Below are 17,733 nucleotides of genomic sequence, written 5' to 3'. Positions count from 1 at the left end.
GATCAGTCCTCGATGTAGATGTACGAGCCGTCGGTCTTCGCGGCCTTGACGGTCGCGCGCTGGGCGGCGATGGGCAGGTAGGCGATCTCGATGACGCCGTGCTTGAGCACCGCGCACGTCGGCTGCTTGGTGAGCACGACGCCCGCGTCGTCGTTGAGGTAGCCGTCGAGCACGGCCCCCTCACCGGCGACGAACGGGCCGCGGAGGCCGCTCGAGAGCTTCGCGAGCGCCGTGCCCGAGGGCAGAACGTCGCCGGCCTTGAAGCCGAGCGCCTCGAACTTCGAGGGGTCGAGCGTCCCGGGGACGGTGACCTCCTGGCCGTGGCGCTGTGCGCGCCAGCGGGTGTCGATCTTCTCGCCGGTCACCTGCTTGGTGATGCTGAAATCAGTCATGCGACTGCCTCTCTCTGAGGGTTACTGCTGGGTGGACTTCTTGCCGCCGGCTCGCGTGTACGCCTTGTCGCGGTACGCGGCGACCGAACCGGCCGCCCCGGGCTGCGGGAGCGCCTGACGCGAGAGCATATCCGACGAGGGGGTCGCCTGCGCCGGGGTTCGCGGGAGCCGCCGGAGCGACGGATGCTGCGAACGCCTCGACTTCCGAGACGTCGAGGTTCCCCGCTGCGTCGAGGAACTTCGTGTTGTCGACGAACTTGAGCGCACCACGTACCCGCGCGAGTGCGTCGGCGTGCTCCTCCCTCGCGCTTCGCGTGAGCGCGAGGACGTGTCCTTCGACGGCGGCCGTGAGGTGCTTGTTCGCACCCTCCGACGCGCCGGCGGCGCGCGCGGCGGCCTCCCGCTGGGTGGCCTCCTCCTGCGCGCGCTGCTGTTCGGTGAGGTTCTTCTGCCGCTCCGTCTCGGCGTTGGTGACGGTGGTGCTGACGGCGTCGAACGCACCGAGCCCCTGCCACTTGCCGAGTTCCGTTTCCTTCGACTTCGCGTCGGCCTGGTGCTTCTTGGACTGCGCACGCCAATAGGCCGCCTTCTCGGCGTCCTGCATGTCGTCGACCTTCGTGTTCCGGGGGAAGCCGTTCGCCTCGCGGAACTGATCGTCCGTGAGTTCGGGGCCGCCGCCGGTCACCTCGTCTGCGAAGAACGAGATCCAGGGACGGAAGAAAGAGGGTCGGGTAAGCCGCATTGGATGCCTCCTGTTGGGGTGCCCTCAGATCGAGGGCGCGATGTTCCGCGGAACGCGGGACGTGGGATGGGCTCACGCGCCGTGCGACTTGGCTTTGGCGATGAGCGAGCGGTGGTAGTCGATCGCGACGTCGAGATCCTTGACCGGGTGGGGCGTGCCGCCCTCGGTGAGGCTGACCATGTTCGTTCCGCGCCGTTTCGCGTCCTCGAGGATCTCGATGGAACGTTCCGAGGTGCGGCGCATGGCGGCCCACTTCGCCGAGTCGTCGGCGACGGTCGGGGTCTTGTACGGCTTCGGCTTGCGATCGCGACCGCCGCGAGTCGACTCCTTGGCGACGCGTTCGGCGTCCTTGAACTCGCGGCCCGAGCGCACGAGCACCGGGCCGAGTTCGCCGTTCTCGCGGATCGTCACGCGGATGCGCTTGAGCTCCTCCGCAAACATCGACCCGGCCTGCAGGTACAGTTCGTCGAGCTCGGCGCGGTTGAGCGAGCGCCCGAGGTCGCTCCCCTCGGTGATCTCCTGCGTCTCGCACACGCACCGGTCGTGCAGCTCGAGGAGATCCCCGCTCTTGTAGATCCGGTCGGCGGCGACGACGCACAGACCGCACGGGCCGTACTTCGACTTCTCGGGGCGGAGCACTCGGCGGTAGCCGATGACCTTCGGGGCGGCCTTGCGAACGCGATCCTTCTCGTCGCGCATGGCGGCCGAGACGTCGGCTTCGACGATCCGCTCGAGGCGGTCGACGAAGATCCGCTCGGCCTGCTCGGGCGTCGCGCCCTCGCGGATCGCGTGCTCGTACTGGCGCGCCGGGCGCTTGTAGACCTCGACGATCGCGGTGTTGGCACGGGGGTAGACGTCCTGCACCGGCGGGAGGGTCGGCGGGAGCGCGTCGAGCATCCGAAGCTGTTCCACCTGGAACGCCCGCGCGAGGCGGCGTGCCTGCGCGAGCGCCGTGTCGACGTCCACCGCGGAACGCGCGGCCCACGCGTTCACCATGTCGGGGTCGTTAGCCCAGCGGAACGGCACCCAGAACCCGAGGAGCACGCGGAGGAGCATGTCGACGAGCGAGGTACGCTGCGCGGCGACGGTGTCGATCAGGACCGTCGCGCGCCGTTCGTCGCCGGTCACGCTGCGGCGCCCGTCGTGTTGGCCGGGCCGCCGCTCGCCGTGGCCGTTGACCCGGCGAGCACGGCGGCGAACATGTCGGACGCGCGATCCTGCTCGTCCTGACGCATCTGCGCCGGCGTCATCTCGAGCACCTCGCTGTTGATGTAGCGCTGTGAGGGCTTGCCGCCCATCTTGGCGACGGCCTCGGCCTTCGCGGAGAGCGTTTCGGGCGACACCTTCGCCCACATCGCCTCGATCTCGGTGATGTCAGCGCGGGCGGTGTCGCCGGTGATCTGAAACGACTGCGCCATGCCGTGCGCGAGGGTGACCTCGGCCTGGTCGTTCATGCCGGTGACGGCGTGGATGAGCGGCTCGCGGGACACCTGCGCGCCGGTCGCCGACTGATTCTGCGAGTCCCCGTCGAACATGTCCTGGGGGGTGCGGGTCAGCGACGAGAGGAGCTTCATTTCCTCACGGCGGTACTGGAAGATCGGCGTGATATCGACCGCGTTGGACTCCCAGACCTCCGAGTTGGCGGGCAGGAGCCACAGGGCCGCCGGGCCCGCCTTGAACAGCTCGTCGTAGTCGATCCGCTCGCCGGCGTTCGGGTGCCCCTCGGGGTAGAACTCGGGGAGCCCGCCCTTGACGCCGCGCTGGCGGAACGCCTGCGTGACGATGAGGGTGATCGTGTTGAGCGTGATCTCGTTGATCCGGTCGATCGTGTCGAGGTGCTTCTCGTAGATCCCGTAGCCGTCGAGCGTGCTGTTCTGCTGCAGCAGGGCGTCCTTGGTCCACGGCGTGACGATCCGGTCCCCCGCCCACTCCCAGCCGTTCCCCGCGTGCCAGATCGTTCCGTTCTGCGGGAGCGTCGGAACGCGGGTGGATCGGTAGGCCACGCGGTAGTAGCCCGGGCGGTACAGGATGACGACCTCGGCTTGGAGGATCTGGTCGTAGCCGACCGTGATCCCCGCCTCGGTGAGCCACGGGCGGAGCCCGTTCGGCTCGGTGATCGTCGTCCACTCGTTCCGCACGTTCCACAGCGGACCGTCGTCGGCCGGCATCACGAGCAGGTAGGAACGGCCGAAGTCGCCGGTGTCGTTGAAGAACCGGCGCGACTGCACCTTCATGCGGTTCCGCTGCCAGTGTCCCCATGCCGCGACGTCGCCGGACTCGTCCCCAGTCGCCCCGGTGCGGAACCCGACGATCCGCTGGCGGTCCGTCTTCGCGTCACGCAACGCCTCGACGATGTGGAGCCTGGAACGCTTGAGCCACCGCTTGTACGACTCACGCGTTCCGGCGTCCCACTCGTTCTCGGGGAGGAGCGCATCGCCGTCCCGGTAGCGCCGAATGCGTTCCATGCGGGGCATCCCCGCGCCGAGCTTGTCGGCCAGGCGCATGAGCCACCAGTCGTCAGATCCCGGGATACTCGTCTCGATCAGCACGGGCGTACCCCTTTCATCGAACTCGGATCGGCACCCCCGTCGGAGGGGCCGTTGGTGCTTTCAGGTAGCGCGCTCGCCCTTCCACGGCGAGGCACATGCCGACGGCGGCGTCCATCTTTTTCGGCGAGCCCTTGCGGTCCTTACCGATGACGTCGCCGCCTGTGCGCTTCCACCGGCGCGCGTTCATCACGTGCCGGGTCAGCGCCTTGTGCGCGCCGTGGCGAAGCTCGCCGGTCCGCAAAGCTGTCTCGGTGCGCTCGATGACCTTCGCCATTTCGTTGTGCCGGGACGTCTCGAACGCGATCGGCTTCGACTCGGTCGCCTTGACCACGAGATCGGGCCCGAGGTCGACCTCCCACTTGTCGACGTAGTCGCGCCAGTGGGGCGGGTCGCCGAGGAACGCGACCACCTTGTAGTCCTTGAACGCCTTGCGCACGGCGGCGTCGACCTCGAGGTGATCGACCTGCCAGTCCTTCGCCTCGGCCGTGTCGGGCGCTTCCCATATGCCGATCGGGAAGACGTACCCGTCGTCGATGCGGCAGGCGATCAGCACGGTCGCGTCGTCGGTGAGGCCACCGTCGAAGCCGAGCGCGATCTTGTCGCCGCGACGGGGCGGGCGCACCGTGACCTTCTCGCCGCGGGCTTTGGCCGCCGCGCGAATGTTCGCGATCGACAGCGCCGACCACACGGTGTGCCGCATCCACTGGTGCTTGCCCTCGACGACGGCGTTGAAGAAATACCGGATCGTGTCCTGCTCGGCGCGACGCGTGTCGAACGCGCTCTCGAGCATGTCCTCGACGTTCTTCCACGCCATGACGTCGCCGAACGCCTCGTGGAACCCGGCGCGGAGACGGTCGAGGTACTCTTTCTCCGTCTCGGTGCGCTTGCCACCGGGCCGCGTCGGGTCTTCGAGCTTGATCTTGTCCAGCGAGTAGATATCGGCCCAGCGGTGGTCGTACAGGAGCGACTTCGAGCGGGCCTTTCCCTCGTCGATGAGCTGCGCCTGGTAGAACGTCAGCTCGGCGACGCTGTCCGCGCCGGGCTCGTACATCGTGGTCGTCTCGATGTACCACGTGCCCTCGGAGCGGCGCTTGTCGAGGTTTCGCGTCACGGTGTCGTACATGTCGTGCAGCGTGGGCGTGGTGTAGAGGTGCGTCTCGTCGAAGACGGCAAACGTCTCGAGCCCGCCGTCCTTCGACGCCGCGCCAGCGGTCGACGGCTCGATCGTCCCGCCGGTGGCGAGGATGATGCGCGTCTTGCCGACATCGAGGCCGTACCCGGCCTTAAGCGCGTACAGCGGTGAGGTTTCTTCGCTGAGGTTGTAGTAGACGTTGTCGAAGACGTTGCCGGTCTGGCCCTCCTCGGTCGCCATGATCTTGACGACGGGGTTGTTGACCGGCTTGCCCATCGGCTCGCCCTTGACGTAGGTGTACGTCTTCCCGAGGAACTCGTAAGTCTCGCCGCCCTTGGCCCAGCCGGCGAACCGCGCCGGGCCGAACGCCTCGAACAGCACCAGCGCACCGGCGAGGCCGGACTTGTCGGTGCCCTTCGGGCGGGAGAAGAACGCCGAGTTGTAGAGCCGCTTCCCGCGGGCGTCGAGCGCGTAGCAGTCCACGATGAACCCGGTGTACTCGAGGCCGTAGCGGATTGGCGTACCGCGGATGCCGCCTCGGCCGTGCACGACGAACGATTCGATCCACCACGTCGCCAGGAACCCGAGCGACCGCTTCCGGTTGTGCTGCGGGTGGGTGATGAGGCGGCGAGGCATGTCAGCCTCCCAGGGCTCGTCGTCGGTCGCTCATGTCGATCACTTCGCCGCCGGCAGAGCCCCGCCCGGGGCCGTGCTGTTCGGCGGGAGCTTCGATCTCGAAGCGGAGGCGTGCACGGTCGGCGACAGTGGCGCCGAAGTTCGCGACGCGAATGCGGATCTCGGCGAGACGCTCGGTGTTCGATCCGCCGCTCATCCATGTGCGGTGGTGCATGAGGGCCGTGTCGAGCAGGTAGTCCCAGTCCGGGTCGGTGAGCATCCGCGTGGCTTGCGGCGAGCTGCGCCAGTTGTCCCACCACGTCAGGGTCGCGATGTGCCAGTCCTCGTGCTCTGGGACGTCCTCGTCGGCCCACTCCTTCTTCGGCTTGAGCGGCAGGTACTCCTTAGGGAGATCACGGAGGTCATAGCCGCCGAGCTTGCCGTCCGAGCGCACGGTGTCGCGCACCTGCTCGTCGCGCTTACGCGAGCGCGTTCCGCTCGCGGCGAAGCCTCTGCCTGCCATGTCGTATCTCCATCCGAACCGGAAGCCCGCGCCAGAAGGGGCGGGGATGAGGGGTTGGGGGTGCCCAAGGCGCGTGGGACGATGAGGACATGACCGATCCACTCGATGCCCAGAAGACGCGAGAATCTTCTAGACCGCCGACCCCATCGGCCGTCTGCGTGGCGGTCATTGAAACCCAGCGCCGGTGCCTTGGATGAGCCGACTCGAGTTTCTGAACGAGTACCTGAACACCTTGACGACGTTCGCGTCAACGGTGCTGGGCCACGTTCTCTCTTGGCCAGTCGCCATTGTCACGGCCGTCGTGATCTTCCGCGTGCCCCTAAAGAACCTGATTGACCGAATCCGCCTTCTCAAGACGCCAGCAGGAGACGTTCTACTCGCAACGTTGGCGGAACTAAATGCGGAGATTTCGGAGACGGCTACCGAGGTGCGTGCACATGTCGCTTCGGCGAAGGGTGAAGCCGTAGGGGCACAGCCTGAGGAGCCGTCTGTCACCCCCTCAGCTACGGCCTCTCAGGCGGAACCAGGCGCCGCCGAGGATGAGAGCTCAAGGCAACCCGTCGACCCGTCCCTCACATCGAGCGAACCGTCAGCACCCCCGCAAGGCGGTTCTGCCCAGCACGAGATGCAAACGCCCGCGGCTTCTGGCCGGGGTAGGAGGCCCCACACTGCGCCTCTCGCGACCGGCCTTGTATTTCCTGCTGACATGGCGGATTGGAAGTACCACCTCACAGATGATGCTTCCGTATTCGACCCGCCTGAAAAGATCGCAGACGATGCCGAGGCCCTCGTTACGGGCGGCTGGCGGTTGCTCACAGCAACTCTCTTCGAAATTCTTCGAAGTCGAGCCGCTGAACCACCCACGAAGCATTACGCAATCAGCGCGACGTCGACCGCCAAGCGATTGGTTCGCGCTGGCGTGCTGGACGTTGAGTTCTACGATGCGATCTCCACGCTTGCCGAGATTAGAAAGCGCATCAACGACGGAACCGATCCGTTGACACTCGCCGCGGCTCGACAGTTTTATCGTGCCGCAGCACGGCTAGCATCGCTGGCGCGCTTCATGGCCCTCGTATCGGCGAAGGTCGCAGAGAATGACGAGAAGTCCGCATCGCAATAATTCGCGCTGAACCATGCCGGTCGACTCAGTGCGACCAGGCTTCGCTACCCTCAACCTGTGCTTTCGGATCTAGCGGCCCTTATCCCGGCCCTCACCTCGATCTATGCGGGCATTTCGTACGCCGCTGAGCGAGTCAGACGGGGTGAGGAGTACGCGGTGCGCATGCGAATCGAGAGAGCCGTTGATCAGCACGCCGAGACATACGCGGAAGGCTTGAGAGAGGTTTTCGCCCGCATCGGACAGTCGGTCCCGGTTGATCACTCGCGCGACCGCGCGGAGATCAAACGCTTCCGGCACATGCTGCTCGCTAACGCCGGCTACAGCGACCCGGTTGCGTACGCCGCAAATCGGGTCGTGACTCAGATGGCTGGACCCATTCCGAGCAAGCTAGATCAACGCCGGCAATGGTGGGTGCTCGCGGGTGCTGCCGCGGGCGTCATCTTGCTCGCGCTCTCCAAGGGTGAGAGCTAACCACCCACGCTGCTGGTTTCACTCACCCCCCAGAGTCGCGCGCACCGCGAGAGGCAGAACGCTTGCGGGCGGGGGCGGCAGGGGGGTGGGGGGTGGGGGCCCGGGGTGAGCGCGCGGCGTCGCGTCGGTCGACGGGGTGAGCGTGTCGGGCGGCGAGACAGGCGCGGCAGTGTCAAGCGACACGACACGTCGAGGTGTGAGGCGGGGCGACGGGCGGCCGGTGTGCGGGCGTACGTCAGTCCCCGTGTGTCGGCACTACCCGAGAGGTGGGAGAGGCGGGGCGCGTGGCGTGCGTGCGTGGCGTGCGTGTCTCTCTCCCCCTGTGTGCCTCTCCCCTATCGGGTGAGGGTGAGCAGGTGAGGCGGGCGTGCGTGAGCGTGAGCGCGTGGGCGGGCGCGTGCGGGGCGTGGGCGCTTCGGGCGGGCGGGATGGTCGCGGCATCCGTCGGCGTGCGTGCGGGCGTGCGAGCGGGTCGCGTGCGGTGTCCCCGTGCGGGCGGTCCCGTGTCCCCCGTGCCTGTCGCCTCTCCCCGGTCGAGCTGCGGGGCTGAGAGGCCGCGACACGCCGGGCGGGCGCGTCCGTGCCGGCTATGTGTCGAGGCCCGTTTAGCCGTGGGAATACGCGGTTGCGGGCGCGTTGCGGGGTTGTGTGTGCGTCAACCGATTAGACAACCCCCACGATTGGGGGTAATGTGGTGTTCACAAGCCAAGGGGGCGAGCCAAGCGCCCCGGATCGAAGGGAACACGACATGGAGTTTCGACTCGCTATCAGCCTCGGCAACGCCGCCATGCTGACCCCCGCGGATATCGCCGACGCGCTCCGCAACATCGCCGACAACATCGGTGAGGGTTACGAACCTGCCGTGGCGACGTACTCGCCTCACCAGATCCGCGACACGAACGGGAACCGCGTCGGCGCGTGGGAGGTGTCGGAGTGACCGGCGTCGGAGAGGTCCGGGCGGCGTACGCCGTTGCGTTCGCCGAGGTTGACCCGCGACCCTCGCGGTTCGCGGATGAGGGCGCGACCTATCGGGCGTGGGCGGAGCGTGCGAACGCGTGGGCGGCGGATGAGGCGGGCGGGATCGCTCGCGCATTCCCCGGCCGGAACCGCCGCGGGTACGTCATCGGTTACTACGTCTACCGGCGCGGCGTCTCGTCCGAGCAGGTGGCGGGACCGTTCGCCACGGTTGTGGAGGCGGAGGCCGCCCGGGACGGCGTCACGAGCATGGATCGTCTCGACGTCATCGCGGGGCTGGTGTTCACGTCACGCGGAACCATCGTCCGACACCTCGACGTTGAAGCGAACGGGGCGGGCCCGGTAAGCGTCGGACGCGCCGCGGATCTCGCACACACGTAGGCCGTTCGCGGCTCGCGTCCCGGATGCCGGGGCGCGGGTCGGGGATTACCTCACACACACTTACCGGCCGAGCCAAGCGGTCGAGGATCGAAGGGGGTTGCGGTGAATCGCAACGATGAGCAGGCATGGCGGGACTACGTCGCGGGAGAGGTTGCACGGTTCCACGCGTTCAGCGGGGGCGTGACCTACCTGTGGGCGACGACACCGGCCGCGGAGCGTCTCGTGTCGCGCCTCGGCGGAGACTCGGATCTCGCCGCGTTCCGTGGGCCGTGGCACGTCATCCGTAAGCACCTGTCGGCTGAGTTTCGGCAGTGGGTCGAGGAGGAGGACGCGACCGCGCGGATGACGCCGACGGAATGGCGCGCGGCGGCCGTTGCGGAGCGCGCCGAGGTTGCCTATCTCGACTCGGCGGACTACTCGCTCGGGCAGCTTGCCGAGTTGCGTCGCCTCATGGGTGAGCGCGACGCCCTCATCGTTGAAGCGTCGAAACGGGGCGCGGCAAAGACGGCGATCGCCTCGGCCGTCGGCCTCTCGCGTCAGCAGGTGCACACAATCGTCAGCGCGGCCGAACTCGCCCCGATCATCCCGATCCGGGCGGACGCCGGGGACGGGGCCGAATGGCGGCAAATGGCATCCGGTGAATGGGTCGAGGTGTTCTGACCCGCGGGCGCGTCCGGTCAAGCCGGGCAGGGGTTGCAAGCATCCCCCGCGCCGCTCTCCCCCGCCGGGGAAACCGATTGCACGAACGATGAAAGGACATGACATGTCGACGATTGCCACGCCTGCCGAGGTTGCTACGGCTGCGCTCGGGAAGGAGCCCACGACCGACGCCGAACGCGAGGAATGGGCACGGTTGCGCGACGTGGTCGCGGCCGAGCGCGCGGCATCCGCGCCGGTGCTCGGGGCCGTGCACGTGCTCGCGTCGATTGCGCTCGGCATGTATGACGCCGAGTCGCTCGGGGGGTTGCAGTGCGTCGAGGTCGAGGCGATTGCCGACGTGCTCCGCGCGGCCGGTCACGATGAGTCGGCCGCGACGATCGTCGAGGCTCACGCACACGGCGACGATGACGAGCATGACGAGCACCACGATCGCTACGTCGAGATTCAAGCCGAGCACGCCGCGATTGACGCGCGGATCTCGGCGGAGCGCGCGGCATCCGCGCCGGTGCGACGTTGCCGCGAATGCCGTGCGCAGATCGCGACCGACGACATGGGCGCGGGATACGGAATGTGCGGGAGTTGCGTGCACGACGCGATCCGATCGGGCTGGGAGCCCGGCGCGGACGCTTGACGCCGAGGGCGCGCCGGTTTGACGCCGGGCAGGGGTTGCAAGTCCCCCACGCGCCACGATCTCCCCGAGCCAAGCGGGGGGACACAATCGAAGGGTTGCAGGACATGGGAAACATGATGACGACGACGGTTGCACCGGCGACGCTCCGCGCCGATCTGAGGGGCTCGCGCACGTTGCGCGGGGATCTGGCCGGGGTTGCGGCTCGCGTGCGGCGTGCGGGGCTGTGGGCCGTTGTGGCGGCCGTCGTGGTGCTCGCGCTCCCCGCGACGTACGCGTTCGGCTACGGGACCGCGCCGACGGCCGCGACGCTGCAGGCGTGCCCGACCGAAGACAGCACGGATTGCTACTGGGATGCCTCGCGGGGCAACGGAACCGGCCGATCGTTCGTGGATATCGGCGGAGCCGTGTTCTACGCCCCCTCGGGTCGCTGACGTGGGCGACTTCCTGCTCGAGCCCCCGGCCGGGGTTGCATCCGCAGCTCCGATGCCGGCGGCGGCTAGCCGGCGGGAGCCGATTGCCGGTATCGACTGGGCCGGGGTCGCAGCCGAGGCGCGCGGCGAGGTTGCGCTGCTCGAGGTGGCGCCCGGCGAGGGCGAGTTGCAGTCATGGGCCGCGCGAGGAATTGCGCGGTGAGCGTCCGGTTCGTGCCGGACGGCAACCCCACGGCGCGCGAATGGGCGCGCATTCTGACCGACCGATTCATCCTGTGGGCGTTCCCGATCCGGGACGCCCGCTCCCCCCGACACTTCTGAGAGAGACGACCATGTTCTACAGCTTCGAGCCCGCCGGTAAGCGCGCATTCGACGCGGCATTCGCCGCCGGTGAGGCGGTCCGCATGGGGCGCGAGTCCCGCGCCACGCCTAAGCAGGCCGTAATCGGCACCGGCTTCACGCGCGAGTCTGTTGCGGATCCGTACGCCGACACCGGCCGCGGCGGGGAGTTGCGCTACTGGGTTGCAGTCCCGGGCTCGGCGACGCCTGTCGGCCCGGCGGAGTACCTGCACAGGTTGCAGACGATGGGGTTCCGTTGCACGGCGTGCGGCGAGACGTTCACGGCCGACTCGCTCGGCGAGGCATTGCAGGATCGCGACGCCCACGCGGCCGAGCACGCCGCGGTTGCAGCGTCCGGCGCGGGGGTTGCAGCATCCGAGGTCGACGACGACGTCGACCCTGAGATTGCCCGGCGCGAGGCCGTCGCCGAGCGGATGCTCGGCCGTGCGATTTACCGGTGGGAGGATCACGGCGTCCTGAGCGGGCTCGTGTTGCACCGGGGACACACTCGGGCGACGCTCGTCGAGGGCTCGAGCGTGACCGTGCTGGATCTCACCGAGATTGCGACGGTCGACCCGGCGAACGCGCGCGTACTCGACGACGGCATCCGCGACGGCGTGCAGACTCACCCGCGTCTCGCGATCGACCTCGATAGCTTCACCTGGACGAACGTCTGGTGGTTCGGGGACGTCTCATACGCGGCCGAGGAGACTGAGGACCGGTGGGTGCCGGTCGACGCCGATATCGACCCGGACGGGCTCATGCACGAGTGCGTGGATTGCGGCGAGGATGCCGACACCTGCGATTGCAACGGCGAGGGGTTCGCGCTCGACGCCGACGGTGTGAGCGACGTCACCCCGGGCGAGCAGATTGCGCGAGCCGTTGCAACGGGCGAGCCTACGTCGTTCCCGGCGCGCCTCGGCGTCCGGTACGAGCACGAGCACCTCGCGTACTGGGTGTCGGTCGAAGATTGCGAGGGGAACGAGAACGGCCTCTGGGTCGAGGCGGGCGAGTTCCTCGCCATGTGCCGCCGGATGCTCGGCGGCTGAAACTGACGCGGCCCGGGGAGCGCATTACTCACCCGGGCCGGACCCGTGCAGCCACGGCCAAGTCGCTGCATCGGAATTGCTCGGATCGAAGGGAACCGAACATGGACAACATTACACACGAGCCTGTCAAGTCACGCGATACTGGGGTGATGACCGTCGAGTACCTGTCCCTGCTGGACGTTGCGCGTCACCTCAACGTGTCCCGCGACACGGTGGCGAAGTACAAACTGCCCGAGCCGGACGTTCGCGTCGGGTCGGGGATCAACGCCGCGCGCGGATGGTCGCTGGCGACGATCGACGCGTGGAACGCGCAGCGCCCCGGACGCGGCCGGTGGGGTGCTCGTGAATCGAAGGAGAACGCCGCGAAGGCGTGAAGGTCAGCGACGGACGCCGGGGTGTAGGCGAGTTGCGGCCTTGCGTCGCTCGGCCGCGGCTCGGCCGCCCTCGCCGCTTGACTTGATGTTGTGGTGGTACTCGCACAGCGACTGCAGATTGCCGTCGCTGTGGTCCCAGTTGCGCTCCTGGTTGACGTGGTCGACCTGATTGGCGCGCGCGCCGCACCTCTCGTCGGTGTCGTTGCGGATCCACTGGCATCGCTCTCGATCGCGGCGGAGGATGCGTGGCCGGATCTCGGATGCCCAATTGCGCGGCAGGGATGCCTTGCGCGTTGAGCCTTTCCATCCGGCCATGTGCGCTCCTTAGAACAGGGAGGCGATGCCTCCGAGCACGGTGACGACGAGCCCGAGCACTCCCCCGCCGATCGCGAGCCAACTCAGGGAGCGGCCCGAGCGAACGGCGTTGACGCTCTCGACGATCGCGAGGATGACGGCTGTTGCACCGATTGCGAATGCCCACGCGGCGTCCCGCGCGGCGACGTTGGCGAGCAGGATGATCGCGACGACGCCCGCGACGAGCGCGGCGACGGCGAGCCCTGAGATCGGGCGGGCCTGTTGCTGCTGCTGGGGGTCGCGCTGAATCGTCATGGCGCCGATTCTCGCAGAGTCAGTCGGCAGTTGCGCCGAAGCGGCCGAGGGCGGCCGGGTTGCAGCAGAAGACGAGGGAGATCTCAGCGGTCCACGAGCGTCCGCAGTCTTCGCAGACGAACTCGGTGGGTTGCGTGTTCTCGGGCATGTCAGAACGCTCGGGCGATCTTGCGGAGCGTGCGACGCACGGCGCGGCGGTAGGCGCGGATGCCGAGGGAGATCGTGCCGTCGCGGTGGACGCGGAATGGCAGCTCGACGCGGCCGACTTCGGTGACGTCGTCGCCGTGCTCGATCAGGATGCGGTACTCGAGGGGCTTCATTGCGGCCACGGTTGCGCCTTCCTGTAGGTGTTCCCCGCCGCGAGCCCTGGTGGTGTTCGGCGCGCTCTGGCTACCGCGTGCGGATGCAGCGCGGCGGGGTGGTTTGGGGTGCCCGATATGCGTCCCTCGGAGCCGGGGACTTGTGTAGCCGGCGGGCCTTGCGCTCCCGTGCCGGCATTCTGTGGCCGGGCGCCGCTCGCCGCGACCGATCCGCGCTTGCCTCAACTCGTCGCGGGTGTTCCCGACCCGGGACGAGGAGCCTCTATCAAGCACGAAACCCCGCTCAGAGGCGGGGTGGTTGCGGGCGTTGCCCAACAGTAGAGAACGTATCAGAGTTTCGAGTGCAACCCTGTCGCCTCGGGCCAGCGCGTCGAACGCATGGACGCGTCCTCGACGTCGCCCCACCTGACGGCTCTCTCTTTCGTTCCGTTGCCGTGCGTCGTGATGCTGTCCGCCTTGAGCCAGTAGAACAGGGTCCGGCGGCTGATCCCGAAGCGCGCCTCGAGGACGTCGAGCGGGACGAGCGCGTCGCGGCGCTGCTCGTCCCGCTCCTCCACGGTCACCCGTTCCCCCGCTCGCCCTGACGCCGGGGGCAGGCGGGCGCGTGCGTCGGCCAACTGCCGCACTCGACGCACTCCGCGTATGCGTCCGGCGTGGTCGATGCGGGAGTGCTCCACCGGTAGGTGCCACCGTCCACGACGTGTTCGCCGTCGTGACCGGCGTCGAGCCAGCACTGCACGTCATCCGCCGGATCGGGGTGGCGCTCCTGACACGGACCGGGCTCCCGTTCACTCGAACGGGTCGTCTCGCGAGAGGCGGGAGGGCCTAGGCTCACGACATGACCCGATCTGCTGCGCTTCGCAGTCTTGAGCAGCCCCTTCGTGACGCGAGCGACACTGGCGTTCGCCTCGTCGCTTCTCTCACGCCCGGGACCCCCGAGCATGGGCTGGCCGCCGAGATGCTCGCTCGCGTGAATCTGGCCATGCAATCCCTCGACGAGGCCCACGTGAAGCTCGCTAAGCTCGACGATCCCAACTACACCGGGCGTTAGAACTCGCGTCTCCTCACACATGCTGTCCTCCATCACAGGCTCCCATTCACGTGGTCCATGTGCTGCGCTTTCCAAGCCGCGACGACAGCGCGACCGAAGTCGCTGTCGGGCGCGCAGATCGACTCGCCGCACGGGCAGTCAATCCACTGCTTCGCGGTCACGACTTCGCCACGGTTCGTAGGCACTCGACGCAGTCGGCGAACCGGATGCCGTTCGTGATGTGGGTCGCTTGCGCCTTCGGGATGCCGCACGCGGTCGTGCTCCCGCCGGCGACGTGCATGATGCCGGGCGCGGGGGGTGCGGCTTCCCGCTCCGGTTCGCTGTCCTGCCGGTTCCACATGTTCTCGGCGACCCACCCGAGCATTTCGCCGGCGCGGACGAGGTGCTCGTTGAGCTCGTCATCGTACTGCTTCGCCTGCATCTTCACCACGGCGCGCTGCAGGCGATTGATCGCCATGCCCACAACATCCGAGTCCTGGACGGTCGGCGGCTCCTTGCTCCGCATGGCGTCGAGGCTCGATCTCAACGCGTCGTCCTTCCAGGTCACTCGGCGCGCTCCGCTTCGCACGTGGAGCAGTCGCAGTCCTCATCGGCGCTGTTGTGCACCATCGTCACCTCGGCGACGGCGACGGCCGTCTCGCCGTAGACGCCGAGGTGGATGCTCACGGCGTAGTCGGCGCTCATCAGCGTCGCGTCAAGATCGTGTCCGCGGCCTGGGCGCTGCTCGTGCTGCACGCGCACGGCCCACCCGAAGTGGTCGATCTGCGTCGGGAGCTCCTCGAGTGGGGTGTGACGCTGCGCCTCGGCGACGGCCTCGATCCACGCGAGCTTCTGTTTCTCGGTCAGTTCGGGGAGCACGGCGCGCATCAGGCCTTCACCTCCGCCCGCGCCGACGGGCCGACCTCGAGGGCGCGGAACGCGAGGCGGTCGCGGTACTCCTGTTGCTCGGACGCGAACACGGCCTGCCGGTAGTAGGCGACGAGCGGTGCGCTCGCGCGCTCGAGGTCGAGAGCAAGCTGTCGCGCGAACTCCGCGAACGCGTTGGACACCCGCTCGAACGCCTCGCTGATCTCGCGCATCGCGCCAGTGAGGTCGAGCGCGGCGAGGGCTTCGCGTCGCTCGCGGCGGGCCTTGCGGATTGCGCGCCCCTGGCGCCGACGCTCACGCTGCATCGCTGACTCCCGTCGATCCGATGCCGTTCTCGCCGCGCTCACTGTCGGCGAGCACGACGGCCGACTCGAAGTGTGCGGTGACAAACGGCGTGATGATGAGCTGCGCAATCCGGTCGCCCTTTCGCACATGGAACGGCTGCGCGCCGTGGTTGATGAGGCCGACGGCGATCTCGCCCCGGTATCCGGCGTCGATGACGCCGATGCCGTTGACGAGGGCTATGCCGTGCTTGAGGCCGAGCCCGGATCGGCCGGCGACGAGCCCGAAGTGGCCCTCGGGGATCTCGACGCGCGTCGTCGTCGCGATCGTGCGGAACGCGCTCGACGTGATCCACACGTCCTCGGCTGCGCGGAGGTCGGCACCGGCGTCGCCGGCGCGCGCGTACTCGGGGAGCGCTCCTTGCGTGGCGATGCGAACGGGAGGCTCGGTGGGCGCGGGCTTCGCGGGGGTGGTGGTCATCTGATCTTCCTTCGTCTTGGCGTGCAGGGATTCGGATTCGCGCGCGAGGGCGGCGTTGAACTCGTCCTCGGCGCGCTTGCGTTCGGGGTGGTCCCGGCGGGTGATGGTGGTGCAGAGGTGGGTGCTCCACGCGCCGCACGCCGGGCACATGGGCCCGACGTGCTCACCGGGCTTGGGGCGCGGGGTCGGTTCAGTCGGCATCCGTGGTCCCCCGAGTCGGTCGTGGGAGCGGGGGCACGAGCTGCGGATGCTGCTGCGACTCGGGGCGGATGCTGTCGCACGGCGGGCATCCCTCGACGCGGCCCTGCGCGACGTGCGTGTGGTGCGTCATGCGTCCGCTCCCCCATGCCGGTAGCCGGCGGCCGCTACGCGCCCTGCGATGAATGTCAGCCAGTCGCCGGGCTGAGGCTTTCGGCCGACGTCGGCTTCGTGCTCGAGGGCGCTGTACTCGACGTCGGCGGCGTCCAGCACGGCGCGGAGATCCGTGCGGTCGTCGGCGTCGAAGGGCACCGGGTCCGTCTCGCCGGGCGTCTCGAGCCCCTCGGCGGCGACGCGGTATGCGAGCGCACTGATTGCTTCGTAGGCGTCAACGCGGGTGACGTGCGTGTCGAGCGAGTCGGCGAGGCCGAGCAGTTCGGCGTGGAGTTCTTCGTGTGTGAGCGCCACGGCGGGCGTCCTTTCCGATCAGTGGCCGGTGGCCTGGTGTTCGAGCAGGGCCAACAGTCCGGCGGGCTGCCCGTGGATGGTGCCGGTGGCGGCGAACGTCGCGCCGCACGGGCAGGGGTACTCCTGGACGCTCACTCGAGGTGCCCGAGCGGGAGCATCCCGTCGAACGCGCTCGCGACGCTGCCCGATCCGGGGAAGACGTCGGTGATCTCGTCGATCGCGGGGTCGTAGCCGAGCGCGGCGAGCACCCACCGGGTCCACTCGGGGGGCTTCGCGCCGACGAAGCCGACACGGGGTGGGTTCGCGGTGAGTACGTCGCCGACGCGCTCACCGTCACGGCCGCGGCGGCCCTCGGGCGGGAGCACGATCACCGGCTCCCATCGCGAGATAATCCGGCCGCCTCCCGGGATCGCGGTCGGGCGGTGCCAGACCATGATCCGGGCGGAGATCGGCAGGGGGTGGTACGCGCCGAGGCCGTCGGGCGTCGTTGCGATCGCGAACCCGTCGAACTCGTCGGCCAGTCGCTCGATCAGGCGTCGGTGCTCGCCGAGGTCGTCCCACACCGCGGCCTCCGGGTGGAAGTCGGCGGGCGGCGAGTCCGTGGCCGCGCGCGGTCCGTCGCCGTACCAGCGGAGCGACCTCGAGCGCGACGTCACGCGGAGCGGACCGCCCGGCCTGTCGCGGCGTTCGGAGAACAGCGGCGGGTACGGCGGATCGGCGATCGCCAGCCTCATGCGAGCCGAACCTGCGCGATCTCGAGGCACGTCTGGCACACCGGATGCCGGACGGGCTCGGACTCAGGCACCCAGACGTGCCCGCACAGTGCGGTGAGTTCGAGCCCGCCGGCTTTCGCCTCGTCGACCCACGCCTGAGCGTTCTCTTTCTCGTCGGGGCAGTCGACGATTTGGGTCATCTTCGAGGTGTCCTGCGATCCGAGCAGGGCTTCGAGGTGGTCGGTATCCATCGTGGGCATGGTCATCGGGTGCTCCTTCTGAGCCCGTCGGCTCGCTCTGCTGCCAGACAGTCGGCGCACGTCACGGCGTCCCGTGAGCGTGCGATCGCCCAGGGCGCGGC

At 68.6% G+C, this 17,733-nt stretch carries 30 protein-coding genes; 11 read left to right on the top strand and 19 right to left on the bottom strand.

All coding sequences use genetic code 11. The annotated features are described in order from the left end of the window. Positions 1-2 precede the first annotated feature (2 nt). The 6 genes from QE454_RS12850 to QE454_RS12825 form a co-directional block, all read right to left on the bottom strand. On the bottom strand, positions 3-392 hold the full coding sequence (locus tag QE454_RS12850) for a hypothetical protein (protein ID WP_307460906.1): 390 nt from the start codon (positions 390-392) through the stop codon (positions 3-5). Further along, a complete protein-coding gene (locus tag QE454_RS12845; RefSeq protein ID WP_309668693.1) occupies positions 385-1,134 on the bottom strand; it encodes a hypothetical protein in 750 nt (249 codons plus the stop codon). The genes QE454_RS12850 and QE454_RS12845 overlap by 8 nt, the downstream gene beginning before the upstream one ends. Positions 1,135-1,206: 72 nt before the next feature. Beyond that, positions 1,207-2,262 carry a hypothetical protein gene (locus QE454_RS12840; RefSeq protein ID WP_307460911.1) on the bottom strand — a complete coding sequence of 352 codons (1,056 nt, stop codon included), beginning with the start codon at positions 2,260-2,262 and terminating at the stop codon, positions 1,207-1,209. Continuing rightward, positions 2,259-3,683 (bottom strand): hypothetical protein, encoded by a 1,425-nt coding sequence (locus tag QE454_RS12835; protein WP_307460914.1) that lies wholly within the window; start codon positions 3,681-3,683, stop codon positions 2,259-2,261. Before QE454_RS12835 ends, QE454_RS12840 begins: the two co-directional genes overlap by 4 nt. Before the next feature lie 13 nt (positions 3,684-3,696). Further along, positions 3,697-5,451: a terminase large subunit domain-containing protein gene (locus QE454_RS12830; RefSeq protein WP_307460918.1), complete on the bottom strand. Its 1,755-nt coding sequence runs from the start codon at positions 5,449-5,451 to the stop codon at positions 3,697-3,699. 1 nt (position 5,452) lies between these two features. Beyond that, complete coding sequence (locus QE454_RS12825; protein WP_307460921.1) at positions 5,453-5,953, bottom strand: hypothetical protein; 501 nt, start codon at positions 5,951-5,953, stop codon at positions 5,453-5,455. 706 nt (positions 5,954-6,659) lie between these two features. Between QE454_RS12825 and QE454_RS12820 the strand changes: the two genes are divergently transcribed. From QE454_RS12820 to QE454_RS12775, 10 genes are all read left to right on the top strand, one after another. Next, positions 6,660-7,073: a hypothetical protein gene (locus QE454_RS12820; protein ID WP_307460923.1), complete on the top strand. Its 414-nt coding sequence runs from the start codon at positions 6,660-6,662 to the stop codon at positions 7,071-7,073. A 57-nt stretch (positions 7,074-7,130) separates the two neighbouring features. Beyond that, positions 7,131-7,544: a hypothetical protein gene (locus QE454_RS12815; RefSeq protein WP_307460926.1), complete on the top strand. Its 414-nt coding sequence runs from the start codon at positions 7,131-7,133 to the stop codon at positions 7,542-7,544. 748 nt (positions 7,545-8,292) lie between these two features. Next, positions 8,293-8,481 (top strand): hypothetical protein, encoded by a 189-nt coding sequence (locus tag QE454_RS12810; RefSeq protein ID WP_307460929.1) that lies wholly within the window; start codon positions 8,293-8,295, stop codon positions 8,479-8,481. Next, complete coding sequence (locus QE454_RS12805) at positions 8,478-8,900, top strand: hypothetical protein (RefSeq protein ID WP_307460932.1); 423 nt, start codon at positions 8,478-8,480, stop codon at positions 8,898-8,900. Before QE454_RS12810 ends, QE454_RS12805 begins: the two co-directional genes overlap by 4 nt. Positions 8,901-9,122: 222 nt before the next feature. Further along, positions 9,123-9,560, top strand: coding sequence for a hypothetical protein (locus tag QE454_RS12800; RefSeq protein ID WP_307460935.1), 438 nt, complete (start codon positions 9,123-9,125; stop codon positions 9,558-9,560). Between the two features lie 103 nt (positions 9,561-9,663). Further along, complete coding sequence (locus tag QE454_RS12795) at positions 9,664-10,191, top strand: hypothetical protein (protein ID WP_307460938.1); 528 nt, start codon at positions 9,664-9,666, stop codon at positions 10,189-10,191. Between the two features lie 104 nt (positions 10,192-10,295). Further along, positions 10,296-10,622, top strand: coding sequence for a hypothetical protein (locus QE454_RS12790; RefSeq protein ID WP_307460943.1), 327 nt, complete (start codon positions 10,296-10,298; stop codon positions 10,620-10,622). A gap of 198 nt (positions 10,623-10,820) precedes the next feature. Then, positions 10,821-10,943, top strand: a complete 123-nt coding sequence (locus tag QE454_RS12785; RefSeq protein WP_307460949.1) for a hypothetical protein — start codon at positions 10,821-10,823, stop codon at positions 10,941-10,943. 11 nt (positions 10,944-10,954) lie between these two features. Beyond that, positions 10,955-12,010, top strand: coding sequence for a hypothetical protein (locus QE454_RS12780; RefSeq protein WP_307460951.1), 1,056 nt, complete (start codon positions 10,955-10,957; stop codon positions 12,008-12,010). A gap of 149 nt (positions 12,011-12,159) precedes the next feature. Next, the gene (locus QE454_RS12775) at positions 12,160-12,384 is read left to right on the top strand and encodes an AlpA family transcriptional regulator (protein WP_307460955.1); all 225 of its coding nucleotides are present in this window, start codon (positions 12,160-12,162) and stop codon (positions 12,382-12,384) included. A gap of 3 nt (positions 12,385-12,387) precedes the next feature. Here the strand turns inward: QE454_RS12775 and QE454_RS12770 are convergent, their stop codons facing one another. The 5 genes from QE454_RS12770 to QE454_RS12750 form a co-directional block, all read right to left on the bottom strand. Continuing rightward, a complete protein-coding gene (locus QE454_RS12770; protein ID WP_307460957.1) occupies positions 12,388-12,699 on the bottom strand; it encodes an HNH endonuclease in 312 nt (103 codons plus the stop codon). Positions 12,700-12,708: 9 nt separating this feature from the next. Further along, the gene (locus tag QE454_RS12765; RefSeq protein WP_307460959.1) at positions 12,709-12,993 is read right to left on the bottom strand and encodes a hypothetical protein; all 285 of its coding nucleotides are present in this window, start codon (positions 12,991-12,993) and stop codon (positions 12,709-12,711) included. 19 nt (positions 12,994-13,012) lie between these two features. Beyond that, positions 13,013-13,141 carry a hypothetical protein gene (locus QE454_RS12760; RefSeq protein ID WP_307460962.1) on the bottom strand — a complete coding sequence of 43 codons (129 nt, stop codon included), beginning with the start codon at positions 13,139-13,141 and terminating at the stop codon, positions 13,013-13,015. Between the two features lies 1 nt (position 13,142). Continuing rightward, entirely contained in the window at positions 13,143-13,322 is a 180-nt protein-coding gene (locus tag QE454_RS12755; protein ID WP_307460965.1) for a hypothetical protein, read from the bottom strand. A 320-nt stretch (positions 13,323-13,642) separates the two neighbouring features. Then, complete coding sequence (locus QE454_RS12750) at positions 13,643-13,930, bottom strand: hypothetical protein (protein ID WP_307460969.1); 288 nt, start codon at positions 13,928-13,930, stop codon at positions 13,643-13,645. A 221-nt stretch (positions 13,931-14,151) separates the two neighbouring features. On the opposite strand from QE454_RS12750, the gene QE454_RS12745 reads away from it, so the two are divergent. After that, positions 14,152-14,364: a hypothetical protein gene (locus QE454_RS12745; protein WP_307460971.1), complete on the top strand. Its 213-nt coding sequence runs from the start codon at positions 14,152-14,154 to the stop codon at positions 14,362-14,364. Positions 14,365-14,521: 157 nt separating this feature from the next. On the opposite strand, the gene QE454_RS12740 is transcribed toward QE454_RS12745, so the two are convergent. The 8 genes from QE454_RS12740 to QE454_RS12705 all read right to left on the bottom strand — a co-directional run bounded on the left by QE454_RS12740 (position 14,522) and on the right by QE454_RS12705 (position 17,638). Beyond that, positions 14,522-14,911 carry a hypothetical protein gene (locus QE454_RS12740; protein WP_307460974.1) on the bottom strand — a complete coding sequence of 130 codons (390 nt, stop codon included), beginning with the start codon at positions 14,909-14,911 and terminating at the stop codon, positions 14,522-14,524. Then, on the bottom strand, positions 14,908-15,231 hold the full coding sequence (locus QE454_RS12735) for a hypothetical protein (RefSeq protein ID WP_307460977.1): 324 nt from the start codon (positions 15,229-15,231) through the stop codon (positions 14,908-14,910). The genes QE454_RS12740 and QE454_RS12735 overlap by 4 nt, the downstream gene beginning before the upstream one ends. Continuing rightward, entirely contained in the window at positions 15,231-15,536 is a 306-nt protein-coding gene (locus tag QE454_RS12730) for a hypothetical protein (protein WP_307460980.1), read from the bottom strand. The genes QE454_RS12735 and QE454_RS12730 overlap by 1 nt, the downstream gene beginning before the upstream one ends. Then, entirely contained in the window at positions 15,526-16,194 is a 669-nt protein-coding gene (gene dut, locus QE454_RS12725) for a dUTP diphosphatase (protein ID WP_307460982.1), read from the bottom strand. The genes QE454_RS12730 and dut overlap by 11 nt, the downstream gene beginning before the upstream one ends. Then, entirely contained in the window at positions 16,184-16,324 is a 141-nt protein-coding gene (locus tag QE454_RS12720) for a hypothetical protein (protein WP_307460986.1), read from the bottom strand. The genes dut and QE454_RS12720 overlap by 11 nt, the downstream gene beginning before the upstream one ends. Next, positions 16,321-16,659: a hypothetical protein gene (locus QE454_RS12715; protein ID WP_307460988.1), complete on the bottom strand. Its 339-nt coding sequence runs from the start codon at positions 16,657-16,659 to the stop codon at positions 16,321-16,323. The genes QE454_RS12720 and QE454_RS12715 overlap by 4 nt, the downstream gene beginning before the upstream one ends. Before the next feature lie 131 nt (positions 16,660-16,790). Then, entirely contained in the window at positions 16,791-17,393 is a 603-nt protein-coding gene (locus QE454_RS12710) for a hypothetical protein (protein ID WP_307460991.1), read from the bottom strand. Beyond that, positions 17,390-17,638: a DUF3039 domain-containing protein gene (locus QE454_RS12705; protein WP_307460994.1), complete on the bottom strand. Its 249-nt coding sequence runs from the start codon at positions 17,636-17,638 to the stop codon at positions 17,390-17,392. Before QE454_RS12705 ends, QE454_RS12710 begins: the two co-directional genes overlap by 4 nt. Between the last annotated feature and the right edge of the window lie 95 nt (positions 17,639-17,733).

This window comes from Microbacterium sp. SORGH_AS_0454 (genome assembly GCF_031453395.1).
Taxonomy (GTDB): Bacteria; Actinomycetota; Actinomycetes; order Actinomycetales; family Microbacteriaceae; genus Microbacterium.
The sequence above is the reverse complement of the archived record's forward strand: the minus strand, read 5'-3'. Positions and strand labels throughout refer to the sequence as shown.

Coding starts and splice junctions, on each gene's coding strand:
- QE454_RS12790 (WP_307460943.1), top strand. CDS start 10,296: ATGGGAAACATGATGACGACGACGGTTGCACCGGCGACGCTCCGCGCC.
- dut (WP_307460982.1), bottom strand. CDS start 16,194: ATGCCGACTGAACCGACCCCGCGCCCCAAGCCCGGTGAGCACGTCGGG.
- QE454_RS12720 (WP_307460986.1), bottom strand. CDS start 16,324: ATGACGCACCACACGCACGTCGCGCAGGGCCGCGTCGAGGGATGCCCG.
- QE454_RS12705 (WP_307460994.1), bottom strand. CDS start 17,638: ATGACCATGCCCACGATGGATACCGACCACCTCGAAGCCCTGCTCGGA.
- QE454_RS12810 (WP_307460929.1), top strand. CDS start 8,293: ATGGAGTTTCGACTCGCTATCAGCCTCGGCAACGCCGCCATGCTGACC.
- QE454_RS12780 (WP_307460951.1), top strand. CDS start 10,955: ATGTTCTACAGCTTCGAGCCCGCCGGTAAGCGCGCATTCGACGCGGCA.
- QE454_RS12825 (WP_307460921.1), bottom strand. CDS start 5,953: ATGGCAGGCAGAGGCTTCGCCGCGAGCGGAACGCGCTCGCGTAAGCGC.
- QE454_RS12830 (WP_307460918.1), bottom strand. CDS start 5,451: ATGCCTCGCCGCCTCATCACCCACCCGCAGCACAACCGGAAGCGGTCG.
- QE454_RS12770 (WP_307460957.1), bottom strand. CDS start 12,699: ATGGCCGGATGGAAAGGCTCAACGCGCAAGGCATCCCTGCCGCGCAAT.
- QE454_RS12765 (WP_307460959.1), bottom strand. CDS start 12,993: ATGACGATTCAGCGCGACCCCCAGCAGCAGCAACAGGCCCGCCCGATC.
- QE454_RS12820 (WP_307460923.1), top strand. CDS start 6,660: ATGGCGGATTGGAAGTACCACCTCACAGATGATGCTTCCGTATTCGAC.
- QE454_RS12795 (WP_307460938.1), top strand. CDS start 9,664: ATGTCGACGATTGCCACGCCTGCCGAGGTTGCTACGGCTGCGCTCGGG.
- QE454_RS12735 (WP_307460977.1), bottom strand. CDS start 15,231: ATGCGCGCCGTGCTCCCCGAACTGACCGAGAAACAGAAGCTCGCGTGG.
- QE454_RS12760 (WP_307460962.1), bottom strand. CDS start 13,141: ATGCCCGAGAACACGCAACCCACCGAGTTCGTCTGCGAAGACTGCGGA.
- QE454_RS12850 (WP_307460906.1), bottom strand. CDS start 392: ATGACTGATTTCAGCATCACCAAGCAGGTGACCGGCGAGAAGATCGAC.
- QE454_RS12845 (WP_309668693.1), bottom strand. CDS start 1,134: ATGCGGCTTACCCGACCCTCTTTCTTCCGTCCCTGGATCTCGTTCTTC.
- QE454_RS12745 (WP_307460971.1), top strand. CDS start 14,152: ATGACCCGATCTGCTGCGCTTCGCAGTCTTGAGCAGCCCCTTCGTGAC.
- QE454_RS12775 (WP_307460955.1), top strand. CDS start 12,160: ATGACCGTCGAGTACCTGTCCCTGCTGGACGTTGCGCGTCACCTCAAC.
- QE454_RS12710 (WP_307460991.1), bottom strand. CDS start 17,393: ATGAGGCTGGCGATCGCCGATCCGCCGTACCCGCCGCTGTTCTCCGAA.
- QE454_RS12730 (WP_307460980.1), bottom strand. CDS start 15,536: ATGCAGCGTGAGCGTCGGCGCCAGGGGCGCGCAATCCGCAAGGCCCGC.